This window comes from Paenibacillus sp. Negev47 (genome assembly GCF_058313655.1).
In genome coordinates, this window is record NZ_CM177754.1 from 3,468,398 (window position 1) to 3,483,461 (window position 15,064).

The 15,064-nt window shown below is 43.8% G+C and carries 13 protein-coding genes and 2 pseudogenes; 3 read left to right on the forward strand and 12 right to left on the reverse strand.

The window, feature by feature from the left end:
* Window positions 1-3: 3 nt before the first annotated feature.
* From xynC to AC4G47_RS15560, 7 genes are all read right to left on the reverse strand, one after another.
* The gene (gene xynC, locus AC4G47_RS15530) at window positions 4-1,680 is read right to left on the reverse strand and encodes a glucuronoarabinoxylan endo-1,4-beta-xylanase XynC (protein ID WP_491106716.1); all 1,677 of its coding nucleotides are present in this window, start codon (window positions 1,678-1,680) and stop codon (window positions 4-6) included.
* Window positions 1,681-2,026: 346 nt separating this feature from the next.
* Window positions 2,027-3,235 (reverse strand): macrolide family glycosyltransferase, encoded by a 1,209-nt coding sequence (locus tag AC4G47_RS15535; protein ID WP_491101709.1) that lies wholly within the window; start codon window positions 3,233-3,235, stop codon window positions 2,027-2,029.
* Between the two features lie 70 nt (window positions 3,236-3,305).
* Complete coding sequence (locus AC4G47_RS15540; RefSeq protein ID WP_491101710.1) at window positions 3,306-4,670, reverse strand: MFS transporter; 1,365 nt, start codon at window positions 4,668-4,670, stop codon at window positions 3,306-3,308.
* 196 nt (window positions 4,671-4,866) lie between these two features.
* A complete protein-coding gene (locus AC4G47_RS15545; RefSeq protein WP_491101711.1) occupies window positions 4,867-5,154 on the reverse strand; it encodes a hypothetical protein in 288 nt (95 codons plus the stop codon).
* A gap of 23 nt (window positions 5,155-5,177) precedes the next feature.
* Window positions 5,178-5,537 carry a HesB/IscA family protein gene (locus tag AC4G47_RS15550; RefSeq protein ID WP_145325500.1) on the reverse strand — a complete coding sequence of 120 codons (360 nt, stop codon included), beginning with the start codon at window positions 5,535-5,537 and terminating at the stop codon, window positions 5,178-5,180.
* A 21-nt stretch (window positions 5,538-5,558) separates the two neighbouring features.
* Window positions 5,559-5,876 carry a winged helix-turn-helix transcriptional regulator gene (locus tag AC4G47_RS15555; RefSeq protein ID WP_491101713.1) on the reverse strand — a complete coding sequence of 106 codons (318 nt, stop codon included), beginning with the start codon at window positions 5,874-5,876 and terminating at the stop codon, window positions 5,559-5,561.
* Window positions 5,877-5,888: 12 nt separating this feature from the next.
* Window positions 5,889-7,247, reverse strand: coding sequence for an MFS transporter (locus AC4G47_RS15560; protein WP_491101714.1), 1,359 nt, complete (start codon window positions 7,245-7,247; stop codon window positions 5,889-5,891).
* Window positions 7,248-7,413: 166 nt separating this feature from the next.
* Here AC4G47_RS15560 and AC4G47_RS15565 point away from each other — a divergent pair, with 166 nt between their 5' ends.
* Entirely contained in the window at window positions 7,414-8,073 is a 660-nt protein-coding gene (locus tag AC4G47_RS15565) for a helix-turn-helix transcriptional regulator (RefSeq protein WP_491101715.1), read from the forward strand.
* 74 nt (window positions 8,074-8,147) lie between these two features.
* Here the strand turns inward: AC4G47_RS15565 and AC4G47_RS15570 are convergent, their stop codons facing one another.
* The 3 genes and pseudogenes from AC4G47_RS15570 to AC4G47_RS15580 form a co-directional block, all read right to left on the reverse strand.
* Window positions 8,148-9,173: a leucine-rich repeat domain-containing protein gene (locus AC4G47_RS15570; protein WP_491101716.1), complete on the reverse strand. Its 1,026-nt coding sequence runs from the start codon at window positions 9,171-9,173 to the stop codon at window positions 8,148-8,150.
* Window positions 9,174-9,377: 204 nt separating this feature from the next.
* Window positions 9,378-10,549, reverse strand: a pseudogene (locus tag AC4G47_RS15575) (MFS transporter).
* Window positions 10,539-10,703 (reverse strand): hypothetical protein, encoded by a 165-nt coding sequence (locus AC4G47_RS15580; RefSeq protein ID WP_491101717.1) that lies wholly within the window; start codon window positions 10,701-10,703, stop codon window positions 10,539-10,541. The pseudogene AC4G47_RS15575 and the gene AC4G47_RS15580 overlap by 11 nt, the downstream one beginning before the upstream one ends.
* A 157-nt stretch (window positions 10,704-10,860) precedes the next feature.
* Between AC4G47_RS15580 and AC4G47_RS15585 the strand changes: the two are divergent.
* Window positions 10,861-11,749, forward strand: a pseudogene (locus AC4G47_RS15585) (LysR family transcriptional regulator).
* A gap of 46 nt (window positions 11,750-11,795) precedes the next feature.
* Here the strand turns inward: AC4G47_RS15585 and AC4G47_RS15590 are convergent.
* Window positions 11,796-12,479 carry a TetR/AcrR family transcriptional regulator C-terminal domain-containing protein gene (locus AC4G47_RS15590; RefSeq protein ID WP_491101718.1) on the reverse strand — a complete coding sequence of 228 codons (684 nt, stop codon included), beginning with the start codon at window positions 12,477-12,479 and terminating at the stop codon, window positions 11,796-11,798.
* A 136-nt stretch (window positions 12,480-12,615) separates the two neighbouring features.
* On the opposite strand from AC4G47_RS15590, the gene AC4G47_RS15595 reads away from it, so the two are divergent.
* Entirely contained in the window at window positions 12,616-13,968 is a 1,353-nt protein-coding gene (locus tag AC4G47_RS15595) for an MATE family efflux transporter (protein ID WP_491101719.1), read from the forward strand.
* A gap of 68 nt (window positions 13,969-14,036) precedes the next feature.
* Here AC4G47_RS15595 and AC4G47_RS15600 read toward each other — a convergent pair whose 3' ends face one another.
* The gene (locus AC4G47_RS15600) at window positions 14,037-15,014 is read right to left on the reverse strand and encodes an alpha/beta hydrolase (protein WP_491101720.1); all 978 of its coding nucleotides are present in this window, start codon (window positions 15,012-15,014) and stop codon (window positions 14,037-14,039) included.
* Window positions 15,015-15,064: the final 50 nt, after the last annotated feature.

Here is a 15,064-nt window from a genome sequence, read left to right on the forward strand (position 1 = left end):
TGCTTATTGTGCTGCAGTAACCGTAATGTTATCTACATTTGGTCCTTCTGTGCCGGTTGTGACCACTTTAATCGTATTGGTTCCTGTGTTCATCGGGACCTGAATGGTCTTTTCACTCCAAGTTGACCAGCTTCCGGTTGCCGGGAAGGGCTCGTTACTGTTGACTTTGCTTCCGTTGACAAATATGTCCAGGCTACGTGTTCCGCTCTCCAGAGCATAACGAAACTTTACGTTTTTGGTACCTGTTGTAGCATTGTTGATGGCATTCCATTGAATGGCCGAACCGGTCATAGCGTTAAAGTTCACGTATCCGGAGCCTGTGTATCCTGGATAGATTGTTTCAATGCCAGCATCGGTAAGTGTGGTACCATTCTCTGCCTCATATGTGGTTGCACTTCCTGGATTTCCACCACTGCTACCGGTTACATTGGCTACAAACGTGGTTACGCTTTGAGCTGGGAGCTGTGCCGTAAATGCTCCACCTGACACGTTAATCGGTGTTCCACTTGCCAGGTTTCGACTACTATCCGTGACCCAGGAAGATACGCTAGAAGCGTTGCCGTTCTGCAGAACGAATCTTTGGCTTGTAGCCGATGTGCCGCGATTAATCGCCACAATAACCACTTTGTTATCCCCTTTGTAGGCCGAAACAAACGTGTTGGTATCCGGATTTTTGGTTGCATCCACTCTGAGATAGCCTGGACGTACAAATTTGGAGAAATGAGCCATGTTATATCCACGTTTACTTATGGTACCATCTTCTCTCATTGGACCGTACTGTCTGCGAATGTACCACCATACATATGCCTGGAAATCACCTTCAACCATAGCGTTGTGCATGTGATAGGACACATCCAGCGCCTCTGGCCAGCGATCCGCTGAGTTGTTATCACTGTTCGGGTAATACACTTCGGTCATCCACAGTTCTTTGCCGGCCCCTTTTTGCTTAAAGAGCGGGTATGCAAAATCTTTGAACTGGGTTCCATACGTATGTGCTCCCAGAATGTCCATGTTGGCGAGTGCCTGAGGATCATTCAGGATCGGGTCAGATATGTTTTTTAAATATTGGAACGATTCAGGTGCCATAACCTTTGTATTCTGAATGGAGCCAGCATTCTCTTTCATGAAGCGAAGGATCTCTTGTGGTGTCCACCAGGTCCAGTCATGGGCATAATCGGGTTCATTTTGTACGGAGATGGCATACAGGTCTACACCATTGTTCTTCATGTAAGTGACGAAATCGTTCAGATGTTGCGCGTACGCGGCATATTTATCGTATTTCAGGCGTTTGGCATTCGTCTGTCCGTTATGATTAAACGTTTCGACCATGTCACTGGGAGGATTCCAGGGTGAAGCGAATACAAGTGCACCTTGCTCAATCGCTCTTTTCGCAGTAGCGACCTCTCTGTACCAGTTGTTTCTATTCTCATCGACATAGATTCTCAGAATGGAAAAGCCCAGCTGATTCTGTCCGTTACCAAAGGCAGTTTCACGCTGAGCTGCCGTCAAGTCACCGATCCAGGCTGGGTGGTTAATGCCCCCAAAACCCTTGATGAGCTGTTTTTCGGAGGATAAATTAATGTTGGCGTCACTAGCTGCCGACACGTGTGTCGGAGTTAACATCAGAGGTAGAGCCGTTAAACATGCCAGTAAAACATGGACTGATTTTTTTAGTGTCATTCTGAATTTCATATCTTCATCCTCCTCAAATGTTCACAATAATTGAAAGCGCATTCAACAATCTCAACTATTTCAACAGTGATTAGAAGTTCACATATCACGTCCTCTCAAAGTGCATTAGATGATAAATAAAGTATTTATTTGTAAATGTTACTATATTATGTTGCGGAATAAAACCTGATATATTATAGGTTATTGTTGATATTTATCTTTTTTTAAGAGATACGGGTACTCAAAAAAAGCCGCATTTAAGCGACTTTGAATGAGACGATGTTCTTGGCTGTTATTCTTTTCTTATTGTTAACGCATTCCTATTGGTAAGCCACATTCGGAAAAGATTATTTCCTCATTTCGCTGGAGCCATGTGACTCATAATTATATCGGCGGCCCGCTTATAACCACCAGCCTGGCGTAAGGATTCACCGATCAAATAAGCATGCCTTTTATAAAGAGAATTGTGTAGTACTTGTATTACCGCCTCTCTCAAATCAGTTGCACTGAGGTCATGTTTATTCAAAGTAATACCCGCACCCAATTCCTGTACCCGATCGGCGACAAGAGGCTGATCCGATGTTAATGGAATCATTACCAGAGGAACGTTATAATAGAGAGCCTCACTCGTGCTGTTCATTCCGGCATGAGTAATAAAAACATCAGTATGTTGTAGCATATCTAACTGTGCAATGTATGGCCTGACGATGAAATTAGAAGGAATTTGATCCGCCAGCGATTCCATATCCGTGTATTTTCCTGACGATAGAACAACGTTTAATGGCAGATCTCCCAGCGCTTCAAAGCACAGCTGGTAGAAATCCAAATTTTTATTCAAGATGGTTCCCATGGCAATGTACACCGTATGCGGATGACGTTCACGAAGCAGCTCGAACGAGCAGGTTGGAGCATCTTGGCGCGGTATGATCGAAGGACCCGTGAAAATAAAACGATCATCCAGCTTGTCTGCCTTTGGCTGAAAATAACGGCTGGTGTACACGAGCTTTAACTGACCTGCATGTGCCGGAATCTCTTCCATGGCTGGAATACTCACTTGAAGCTCCTCGGCTAACTCCGTTGTTATCTTCATCGTAGCCTCATAAAGCTCCGCTGTCTCTGTCTTATTCAGGTCTGATCCAGACCCCAGAGGCTCTACAAAAGCAAAGGAGGCAATCGAACACACCGCAGGAATTCCCAATTTTTCTGCAAGAATAGTCCCTCCCCATCCCATCAGGGAATCAAAGATCATATAATCGAACTTTTGATCCTCAATCACCTGCAGCACATTGGGGATGATCCTCCGAATAATACCGCTTACCATCATATAAATGAACTGATAAGAATGCGTGTACTCCTGAGGTTTCAACACCGGATCATGAGAGAAGGCATCTTGTGGAAACGGATAGGTAAGTATCTGGGCACCGGTTTGTTCAATGCGGGAACGGTACTCCTCCGTGCACACATAGATGACTTCCTCACCATTGTCTATCAACTGAGTAACTAATCCTAACGACGGATTCACATGTCCTTCAGCTGGAGTAATGACTACTAATACACGTGCCATCTTATCCACCTCCCAATGCAATTAGTCCCCCCGTTCTTCGTGATGTATTTAACGACGCGGTCGTCATCCGTTACATGGAGATGTTATCCTTCACCTGGCTGATTGGATGATGTTCTTGATGAACGAGTTTGGTAATTCGTAGTGATGCCAAGAAACTTAACAAGACCCATAGTAATTGCAGTGTTAACACGATCAAAACACCTGTCGATATGCCCCACTGTAAAGTTTCGGACAAGGCAATCAGAGCGCCACCAACTCCAATGCTTACTCCCATATAGAAGGAATCCACAAATTGCAGATTCGCGGACATTTCTCCCTCTTTCCTGGGCAAGGCATGTTGTAAAGCAATGGCTGCCGTTGTAGGGTTGGCCAATCCAACACCAAACCCTGTAATCATTTGTGAGAGAAGGATGAGTATAATCCCGCCGTCCGTCAAAATAAGAGCCAGGATCACAAGTACAGTTCCAACGATCATAATCCCAATGCCTGTCATGACCCTACCCTTTCGAGCACGACCTTGATCTCGTGCATCAAGCTTGGCTTGCAACCACGCTGCGGCGGACCAGCTCAGAGAACCTGCTGCTACAATGAGGCCAGCAAGGTCAGCTGATAACCCCTTCACTTCGGTTAGTGCCAAGATCACAAAACTTTCCGTTGTAAAATAACAAGCAACATATAGCCCTCTCGAAACCAAAGTAGCAGGCAATCCTTTCTTTACCGAAAAAGTCCCCACAGGCAGCAATTTACGCATGGGTGGAATCATGACGACTAATCCACCCAAAGTGAGTACTATGCCTTTCCAATCGGTAATCATACCAAGTCCTGTGAGTAACAGTCCCGTTCCAACGGCAAGCAAAATCGCATACATAATCTTTGAGTCGGTTGCTCGCGCTGGACCTGTCAGATCTTGCTGAAGCTGCAAATTACGAAAAGAACGGAATGTGAGACTCAACGCTATTCCAATCAAGGGTAAAACGATCCAGAAAACATATCGCCACGAGATGTAGGAAGCAATAAGGCCTGCTGCATAAGGTCCGATTAAGGTAGGCAGGACAAATGCCATAGAGAATGCGGCCAGGATTTGAGTACGAAGTGTATCTGGATAATGTAACGTTACACAGGTATAAACGCATGTGATCAGGGCCCCCGCTCCAAAACCTTGAAGGGCTCTTCCTGCAATAAGCATGTGCATATCGAAAGAGATAGCGGAGACCACAGTTCCTAACACAAAAACACTAAAAGATATCAGCATGGATGTAAAAACGCCGCGCTTGTCAATCTGCTGACCCATAACCAAGGTTCCAATAAGCTGAGATAACAAAAATGCGCTGAAGATCCAACCGTATAAATGAATGCCCTCTAAACTTTGTGCCATTTTCGCAGCAATCGTCGTGATAGCCAGTCCTTCGAAAGCTACGGTTGCCAGAACCAGCATAATCCCAATTGTAGGCGCCCTGTACTGAGCATCAAATATTCCAATCTGATTGTTATTTGTCGTCTACACCTCCGTAATTAGATGGTTATTATGGTAAAATAAACCTTTTTACTCCCTGAATATACATGAAGTGTTCTACTTTGTAAAGTTAAATGTTTAAAAAGTAAGATTATGGTCTAGAATATAATTCCCATGTTCAATAGGAGATTTTGCTTGAAAATATGCCATTTTCATTACAATCAATTTGGAGAAGTTCATCCTGCAGGATCCAGGCATCTGTTTTTTCAACAAAGAAATGAAATCCTCCAATGGATTGAACCAATGCGGGATCGACCGGTGCAGCACTCGCATTTATGCCAATTGTAAAAGCATCGGAGCCTCCTCCGACATATTTTGCATAAATCCTTACATATTGGTCCTCTTCCAATTCCCATTCATTCTTAAATGAATCGATTGCTTTATCAGATACTACAAATGAGATCATTGCTCTGCACTCCTTCCTTCAGTTTAATCACATTTTTTCACTTCGCCACGATAATTGGCCATTCTGAAACTGGCCCCGCATCCACACGAAACTTTGGCATTTGGATTATTCATGGTGAATCCGCCTAACATTCCGCTCTCTTCATAGTCAATCTCAAGCCCATCAATATATGGAATACTATTTGTGTGAACCAATATCCTAAATTGCTTTTTATTTAACACAATGTCTTCTTCTGCCTGCTGTTCATCCACGATAAGGGTATAAGATAAACCACTGCATCCCCCTTCATCAACGCCTACTCTAAGGAAGGCATTTTGGATATCCGCACTTGATAAGATCTCAACGATTTTGTCCGATGCTGTATCACTGACCTCGATGATCATCTTCATTCCTCCTTAACGGTATCATTTTGAGAAGCTGGTATCCCAGTCCATTAGACAGGGTATGAATGTAGCAAGAGCAACTCCTTTTGGCGTAAGTTCATAAATGATTTGTGTAGGGCGTCTCAGTATTGTTCTTTTGACCAAATGATCATGTTGTAGATCCTTTAGACGTCTTGAGAGAATCATTTCCGAGATGGAAGGAATGCTATCGGAAATTTCGCCGAATTTCTTCGGACCTTGAGAAAGAATGCATAATATATGGATCGTCCATTTCGTGCCGATGATGCGATAAGCTGTAAATAGTTTATTCGGATCTTCAGGGAACAATGGTCTGTACACCCACTTTCTTATTCATCCGCGTGGTGAGATCCGAGTGCTGGCAATGATACTCGTGACGATTAACAAGAGATGGAAACCCATGGCTACAATTAAGCCGGATTGAAGTGACATACCGCCAGCCTGACACACTACAAGAATGGAACCACCAATGCCGATCACTACGCCCGGTGTAAAAGAATCTGCAAATTGCAGATTTGCCGAGGTTTGACCCACGCCTTCCTCCCCCGTTTGGGAAAATGCGACAACACCGCTAATCGGATGCGCCAATCCAATACCAACTCCTGCAATGATCTGACCAATAACTGCAATGGTAACGGTCACAACAGGTACCCAAAATACGATGGCAATCCCTATCGCAAGCAGCAATACCCCAAGAATGATTCTCATATGACGTCCACTGCCCTGATCTGCCGCATCCCACCGTCCTTGCAGATACGCAATGATACACCAACTTAATGCAGCACTCGCGACAATTAATCCGGCCTGAGAAGGTGTAATTCCTTTCACATCAATCAGAGCCAATACCAAGAAATTCTGTGTGCTGGTATAGGCAGCGAAGAACAACCCACGTGTTGCCAAAATAGCTGGCATTCCTCTGCGCAGCGTAAGTGTTCCCTTCGGTAGCAATTTACGGAGCGGAAATAACATCAATACGAAGCCAATGATGACTAAAACAAATCCCATAATGCTCGGAAGCATACTTAGACCAACCAGGAAAATCCCTGTACCTAACGTTAAGAGTAACGCCATCCAAGTGGATGAAGATCCGTTATCCCCTCCCGTCTTCTGCACTTTCAATTTCCTAAAGGCTGGTAAACTAAGCAATGCTGAAACCACCAGCACAGGTAAGATCCCCCAGAAAACAAAGCGCCAGGACCACTGATCTGCGATAAGACCGGCTACATATGGACCGAGCATGGACGGAAGAACATAGGCTGTACCAAATGCTCCAAGTATTTTGGCGCGTAACTCATCCGGGTAACTTAAGGATATAGCCGTATACACACAAGTCATCATAGCTCCGGCACCCAAACCCTGCAGGGCCCGTGATCCTATCATGGTATACATATCGCCTGCGGTTGCGGCAGCGATCAGCCCTACGATAAACAACAGAAGTGCAAACGTGAACGGTGCTGCAGGTCCTCTTTTATCAATGATTCGACCGACGACCAGTGTTCCGATAATCTGCGCAAGCAGGTATGTACTGAATATCCATCCGAACAGGCTAAGGCCGTTCAAGTCTCCAGCAATCGAAGGAGCAATGGTGGTTACGGATAGACCTTCGAATCCAACGGCCATCACTGATAAAATAATCCCTATGGATAGTGCAAAATAACGCGGGCTGAAAATACTTTGATGATTAGACGACATGAAATGTGACCTCCAAGAAAAATGGTATGTATACATCGTATCCGGATACTTAGTAAACATTTTTGTTTATAATGTCTAAGCTACAGTTCGACTTTGACTTTGTCAACATTTTTGTTTAAAATGTAGAGAGTGATGTAGATTCAGTTGTTTCAAAAGGAGGTGCACCATGAGCGGAAATCAAACTAAAAAGGATGTCTCGACCCGTACCCGGAGAGCGATTATTGATCTGTTAAAAGAGCGCGGGGGAATGGATGTTGTCGCACTCTCCTCTCAGTTTTCGTTATCCGGAATGGCTATTCGTCAACATCTGAATGCGCTAAAAGAAGAAGGATTGGTTACGAATGTGGAAGAGGCCCGTCCTATGGGTCGACCCACCAAGCTATGGATATTAACTCCCGCGGCTAATCGTTTTTTTCCAAGTGGATATTCGGATTTATCTGTCAGCCTTATCCATTCGATGAAAGAAGCTTTTGGTAATGAAGGGCTGGACAAGCTGCTGGATGTTCGAAATAAAAATATGCAAGAACAATATCTTCAGCATCTCGGCGATGCATCAGGAGTCAGAGAGAGATTGGAGAAATTGGCCGAGATTCGTACCAATGAAGGTTATATGGCTGAGGTTAAGGAGCAGGATGATGGCAGTCTCCTATTCATTGAGAAGCATTGTCCAATCTGTGAAGCGGCGGCTGTATGTACCGGGTTATGCAAGAATGAGTTACATTTATTCAAAACGGTTCTAGGCGATAATGTTCATATTGAACGTGGAGAATACCTTCTAGCAGGCGGAAGAAACTGCGTATACACCGTTAGGCAAAATAAGCCATGACCAAAAGAGCAACCTCATTGGAGATTGCTCTTTTGTTTTTTTTCACAACTATACTTCATGTAGTAATGTCATGCTTACATTAGAATTTTGGACAGATGCACAAGTCCCGTGGACTGTATTCGTTCTCCCTCAGCGATATTCTCATAGAGAAGATGGCCTTTTCCTGCATCCATCATGAGTTTACGCATGGCAGCTATACGACCTTTGCTGTGATCGATATAACGGAAATCCACCTGGCGCAATTTTGGCATTTCGAGTAAACCCTCAAAAGCTTCCGCCTTGATCCCCTTTTGTATCTCTTTTAAGACCAGTACCTCTAATTGATCCGCAGTCCACAGATTATTAATCTCCTGTAATGATTTCATGAAATCCAATTCTAGTTGAAGGAGATTGTTCATACCTGAAAAGTCGCACAATCGCTCAATCTTAGGTAATGATAGATGTAGATAGACTAGGTTATGTAGCGCCCCTACTGCATCAATATCGGTCAGATTACGGACAGAGGATAATCTCAGCATGCTTATATTCGATTCAGCCAGGACCTCAAGCGAACCGCTCAATGTACACTGATCGATAGCCAAATATTCGATTAACGGCAGGTCCACAACAAAATCAAGTCGATCAATAGTGCAGTTTAAAACCAGGGTACGCAGTCGGATACAGTCCTCAATTGGTGAGAGATCAGAGAATTTCCCGCTAAGTGCGAGATAATCTAAATATTTAAAGTTACGTATGAAATCCAAATTTTGAATTTTGGGTGAGCGAATGTTGAGAAACGCCATCCTTTGCATCGCACCCAGTCTATTCAGATCTTGTGGCTGCTTGAGATCCAACTGCACAGCGGTAACATGTTTTAGTGCAGCGAGAATCTCCAAAAACTCTTCGGTATATCGCCCTTTCACATCAGTGTTTGAGATGGATAGAATCAGATCCGGGCGTTTGGCAAACACATGTTCATCCAGTTGACGTAGATCATGCGCCTCGTCCAGCCCAACTACAAAACTTATCGTAGCGCGGTTTCGCAATTGAGTGACGGCGTTACTCATTTTGTCATGATTCCAGGGAGCACCACTCATTGAAGCAGTCCAAGGTTCGCTCATTAACCATCACCTTCTTTTCAAATTATCCCTAACTTGGGTAAGTGAAGTAAGCATTATGGTTATTATATAGAGAACACTCTGAGGGTTCAAACCCTGGTAGAAGTAGAGTATAGTAAACATTGAAATCCACTACCTTTTTCAATGAGATTGGATTCCATGCGAAGAATGTTGGTAAGCAACGGTAATATAAAACGCATGTCGCTTTTATCCTTCGACATTTGAACTCTTTATTCGACCAGTCACGGAGATTCTGAAGTAATTCATTACAATACTAAATATAAGAAATACGATTCCTCCAACTACGATATATTGTGTACTTATTCCATTTAAGATTAGTCCACATACACTTGCGCCAAATGTTGTTCCCAGGTTGGAAGAGGTTAGAAAGATCCCATTCGACAATTCGGGTGCCTCTGGGGCTGCAGACACCACCCAATATTGAGTAATGTTGCCACCTATGCCTCCTAAGATCCCCCAAATGAAAATAAAGAAGGCTGTTGGCACACTGAATTGTCCGAAGGTGAACAGCAAGATGTAAACGGCTATTAATGCAAATGGATACATCTTGACCGTTCTTAACGGGTGATTAGCGAGCAGTTTCCCCGCTATCATGTTCCCAACCATATTGGCCAAGCCATATAGAAATAACATCACACTGACGGTGTTCCAGCCATATCTTGTCACGGTTTTCAGGAACTCGGCAAGGTAACTATATACCCCAAATACAGCTCCGTTCATGAAGATCACACCAGCAATGGATAGCCACATCACGGATCTTCTCAATACATACAGATGAGTACCCATAGAGAGTTTTTTCGTAACTGGTATGGAGGGCACGAACAGAAGTATTGCTACGAATGCGACGATCGTTACGGCGGCAAAGAACAACATCGCATAGAACAACGATGTGCGGGTAGCAATCAAGCTCGAAAGGGGTACTCCGAGTACCATGCCTGCCGACACGCCTACAAATACTTTAGCCACTGCCTTCGGCGCCTCTTCCTTGGGGACTGACGCCGCTGCGACCGTAAATGCCAATGAGCAGGATGGGAAAAAGCCGGAACGACACGTGCAATGACCAATACCGTAAAGTTTGATGTGATGGCGGAGACCAGGCTGCCCACAATAAAAATGCCAAGCACGAACAACATGACATACTTGCGGTTCATGCCTGAAAATAATAAGGGCAAAATGGGGCCAGATACAGCAACCGCAAGCGCAAAAAGACTCACAATCAAACCAGCGGTTGAGATACTGACCTGGTAATGGTCTGCAATCAAAGGCAAGATTCCGATTACACCCATCTCCGTATTTAATATACCGAACACACCAAAGGTCAGTATGAATACAAGCAGGTGATTTCGTTTAGTTGTCATATGCCATGGATCTAGAGAGATCCCGGTAAGCATTGATCTCTGTCTGAAGTTTGGCAATTTTCTGCTCTGCACCAGCAGTTAAAGCAACCTTCGCAATAGTAGTGCCCATACCTCGACCAGCGCCAGTGATAAACCATACCTTTGTCTTATTCATATCATTCATTCCCTTCAGTTTCTTCTCCAGTTGCCTCGCTCTTTAGTTTAGCGTTTATACACCATATAGCAAATACTCATATCTTATATCAAGTTATGCTTGAAAGGCATTTCTGAAGGATTTATTGTAGAATATGAAGGATAAAGGAGGAGTTAAGATGGAGATTAGAGTATTGCGTTATTTTCTTACGGTCGCCAGAGAAGGAAGCATTACACGTGCTGCTGATTTCTTGCATGTTACGCAGCCAACCTTGTCCAGACAATTGAAAGACCTTGAACAAGAGTTGGGAAAGAAATTATTTATCCGCAGTAGTTACCGAATTATTCTCACAGATGAAGGTATGCTTTTAAGAAATAGAGCTGAAGAAATTGTGGGTATGGTCGATAAATTAGAGGCAGAATTTCAATCCATGGAAGAAACCATAAGTGGTGATATTTATATTGGCGGTGGAGAAACAGAAGCCATGAAACAGATTGCAAGAGTGGCAAAAGACGTGCAGAACAAATATCCCAATATACGATATCACCTATACAGCGGTAACGAAGATGATGTTACTGAGCGGCTCGACAAGGGACTCCTTGACTTCGGTGTTCTAATCCAGCCAGCGGATGTTTCAAAATATAACTATATTAATTTCTCCGACAAGGATGTTTGGGGAGTGGTTATGAGAAAAGAAAGTCCACTCGCCTCCAAAGAAAACGATTCGATCCACAGACTTATTACATGTTCCACTGATCTGTTCACGACAGTCAATGAAGCAGACATTTTCGAAAAATGAGTTTGCGGATTGGTTTGGTGAAGATTTTGACAAATTAAACGTCGTTACTACATACAATCTTGCATATAATGCTGCCATTATGGTTGAAGAAGGCATTGGTTATGCATTAACACTTGATAAAATAGTGAATACGTCCAGTGAAAGCGATCTTTGTTTCAGACCCCTGGAGCCAAGACTCGAATCTGGTTTAAATATCGTTTGGAAAAAACATCAGGTCTTTTCGACTGCTGCGGATTTGTTTTTAAAAGAAATTCAGGCTAAATTTTAGAGTGATAAAGGGATTAACGTGAGTATAAGAAGAAACCCACCGGAGTTTATTCCTCGGTGGGTTTCTTTATCACTTGTTCGATCCCGAGCAAAATAAGCTTCAAGCCGAACTCGAAAGCTCCGTCGGTTCCCATCACCTCAAACATACCGTTCTTATACATCCTGCTGAACAGACCCGCTTCCTTCTCACTCATAGAATCCAGAAGGCTAACCATCTCTTCACCCTCAAGTGCTTCCTGGTCCTTAAGAACAGCAGATATATTGCGCTGATGCTGATAATCGTCCAGTACGAAATAGAATACATAGTTGACCAGTGTAAGAACGGCCTGTAATTTCTGCTCTTGCTCTAGTGGCGTTGATTCCATGCAGAGCAACATGCGGTTGGTAAAGCGGATCATGTCCGGCTCGTGGGGCAGCGTCATCATCATGAGCTGTGTGGAGCACGGGTATCTGCTGAGCACACTCCGCACCGTCACCGCAAGCCCCTCCATCTGCTCCTTCCAGTCCCCTTCAGTGTGAAACTCGTCCAGAATAATTTTCGATATTTGATTGGCCAGACGCTGGTAGAGCATCTGCTTGCTCTTAAAGTACCAGTATAGAGATGGAGCCTGAATCCCCAGCTTGTCTGCCAAGCGTCTCATGCTGAATTTATCGATGCCCTCTTCTCCGAGAAGCTCCCACGAAATTTCCAAAATCTTTTCTTCCGAAATCTGAGGTTGTTGTTTTTTCATCGGTATCCGCCCTTTTATCTAACAGTGTAAGTTTATGCTTTACAGGTTCATACGTTCATGATAACATCTAACACTGTAAGGTTCAATCTAACGGTGTTAGATTAAATCAATATTAACGAAGAAAGTAGTGACCCACATGGATGCAGAAAACCTCCATTACTTTGAAAAAGCACCGATCGCCAAAGCCGTAGCTCACTTTGCTGTCCCAATGATGCTAGGCACGTCAATGAGTGTTATTTACTCCATCTTGAATGCCTATTTCCTTGGCACACTGGGTAATACAGCAATGTTAACCGCACTCGCATTAACTTTACCTTTATTCGCGGTCATCATGGCCCTTGGTAATTTAATTGGTATAGGCAGCGGTACATTCATCTCCCGTTTGCTGGGAGAGAAAAAAGTCGATGATTTGAAGCATGTATCTTCATTCGCCTTTTACAGTAGTTTAGTTCTCGGAATTATTGTGATGGCCGTTGGCCTCCCGCTGATCGAACCAATCGTTCATGGGCTGGGGGCAACGCCAGAGTCCTTCGGATTTACGAAAGAGTATGTCACGATTATGCTTATTGGTTCACCCTTCGTCATCTTATTCTTCACGCTGGAGAATATCGTGCGCTCGGAGGGTTCAGCAATCACCTCAATGACCGGTATGATTCTCAGTGTTGTTATAAATATTATCCTCGATGCGCTATTCATTTTTGTCTTCCATTGGGGCGTGATTGGCGTTGCATCTGCTACCGTCATCTCCAACTTGGTTGCGAGTGCATTTTACGCTTACCATATAAGTTATAAGAGTCAGTTCTTAACCGTCTCCCTGAAATGGTTCAAGGTGACCAAGGACATCCTGAGCAATGTATTGAAAATTGGAGTTCCCGTCTTTGTTATGAGTGTCTTCTTGGGTGCAATGTCGCTTGTTCTTAACCTTTTTCTTGTCGAATATGGGGATCGGGCCATTGCGGGGTATGGGATTTCATCACGTTTATTGCAATTTCCTGAGTTTATTCTGATGGGCTTGTGCGAGGGAGTTGTGCCGTTGATTGCCTTCTCATTTACAGCGAATAAATTACGCATGAAACAAACTATTGGATTCACGATCAAAGCTATTTTGGGCTTAGCCGTCCTGTTTGGGGTTATCGTCTATCTGATCTCTGACCATTTGATTGGTTTATTTACGACTGATCCGCAATTAATTGAGATGGGTAGCTACATTCTCCATGTGACATTCTTATCCTTGTTTATTACAGGAATGACTTCTTTGTTTATGGGGATCTTTCAAGCAACAGCCCAAGGAACTGCCGCGTTTGTCATGTCCATAATTCAAGGAATTACGCTGATTCCTGTATTGTATATCGCTAATCATATGAACGGCTTTCATGGAGTGATCTGGTCGCTCGTTATTGCGGATGCCGTGGCGTTCCTTGTTGGGGCCGTGATGCTATATGTTTTGCGGACCCAATTGCAACCGGATTTGGAACATTTGGTACAGTAGTTTCGCTAATGGTAATTAGAAAAACCACGGCACCAAGTTTCGGCACCGCAGTTTAATAATCAATTATGCTATTGGATTTGTTTCATGTAAGATTTGAATTCCTCGGCGATTTCTTTGTATTTCGTATGATGCAGGTAATGTGAACCTTCCATCGGGATCATTTTTCCTTGTGCGGATTGTGTCACTTGCTCCTCATGTAACGGAATCCACTGTGGGTTTTTCTCGTTATTGGAAAGAACAAAGAGAAGTACTGGCAGATCACGAGGATACGTGAGTTTTTCTCCATTTTTGAAATTGGAACCCAGGTGTTTAAGCTCATCTACTAATGTCGGATTCGTCGAGACTTGATTCGAAATCAATTTCATCTGTTCTTTGGTATGTTCATCGTATGCAAGTGATGCATATGAATCACCGCTCACTGCTTGAAGGACTCTCATTAGGCCCGATTTTTGAAGGAATTTCATTAGGTTCAAGGGTAATTTAACATCCATGCCAGGTTGATTCGGAACACTGCTATCGATCCCGACAAAAGCAGAGACTTCATCCGGATACGTGTTCACATAAGTCGCCGCGTACAGTCCCGTGATGGAATGCCCCATCAGAATATAACGATCTATACCGAGCTGCTGTACAGCTTCATGAATTTCACTAACGATATTCTCGGTGGTTCTCTCCGTTTCGGTCTGGTCGCTTAATCCATAACCAAAAGGCTCAATCGCCACAACTTTGTAATCAGGGGTTAATTCATCGATTAACAATTTGAAATCCAGTACTGGCGACGGAGTTCCTTGTCCAGGAAGAAGCACAATGGTTTGTTCGCCGCTGCCTTGAATGGACACATTCATATTTTTCCCGTCGACATTGACATATTGGCCGTACGATTCGATTTTCTTTTTCTCGGCCCCATTACTTATTGTATGAACGACAAACGTGATGCCCATGAACAGCACCAGCGCGCCGACAATACCGCCTATTATTTTTAACCATAAGTTCTGTTTTTTACGGCCCTTAGTCCCCGTTGTTGTTACTTCCACTGTTTTTTCCAAATCAATCTTCTCCTGTCCTTTATATCTGTAGAGCCGCTCTTGCGACATAG

What these genes read in the sequence shown, in the direction of transcription:
- AC4G47_RS15595 (WP_491101719.1), top strand. Translation starts at nt 12,616, where the DNA reads ATGGATGCAGAAAACCTCCATTACTTTGAAAAAGCACCGATCGCCAAA.
- AC4G47_RS15560 (WP_491101714.1), bottom strand. Translation starts at nt 7,247, where the DNA reads ATGTCGTCTAATCATCAAAGTATTTTCAGCCCGCGTTATTTTGCACTA.
- AC4G47_RS15545 (WP_491101711.1), bottom strand. Translation starts at nt 5,154, where the DNA reads ATGATCTCATTTGTAGTATCTGATAAAGCAATCGATTCATTTAAGAAT.
- AC4G47_RS15540 (WP_491101710.1), bottom strand. Translation starts at nt 4,670, where the DNA reads ATGCTGGTTCTGGCAACCGTAGCTTTCGAAGGACTGGCTATCACGACG.
- AC4G47_RS15590 (WP_491101718.1), bottom strand. Translation starts at nt 12,479, where the DNA reads ATGAAAAAACAACAACCTCAGATTTCGGAAGAAAAGATTTTGGAAATT.
- AC4G47_RS15550 (WP_145325500.1), bottom strand. Translation starts at nt 5,537, where the DNA reads ATGATCATCGAGGTCAGTGATACAGCATCGGACAAAATCGTTGAGATC.
- xynC (WP_491106716.1), bottom strand. Translation starts at nt 1,680, where the DNA reads ATGACACTAAAAAAATCAGTCCATGTTTTACTGGCATGTTTAACGGCT.
- AC4G47_RS15580 (WP_491101717.1), bottom strand. Translation starts at nt 10,703, where the DNA reads ATGAATAAGACAAAGGTATGGTTTATCACTGGCGCTGGTCGAGGTATG.
- AC4G47_RS15535 (WP_491101709.1), bottom strand. Translation starts at nt 3,235, where the DNA reads ATGGCACGTGTATTAGTAGTCATTACTCCAGCTGAAGGACATGTGAAT.
- AC4G47_RS15570 (WP_491101716.1), bottom strand. Translation starts at nt 9,173, where the DNA reads ATGAGCGAACCTTGGACTGCTTCAATGAGTGGTGCTCCCTGGAATCAT.
- AC4G47_RS15565 (WP_491101715.1), top strand. Translation starts at nt 7,414, where the DNA reads ATGAGCGGAAATCAAACTAAAAAGGATGTCTCGACCCGTACCCGGAGA.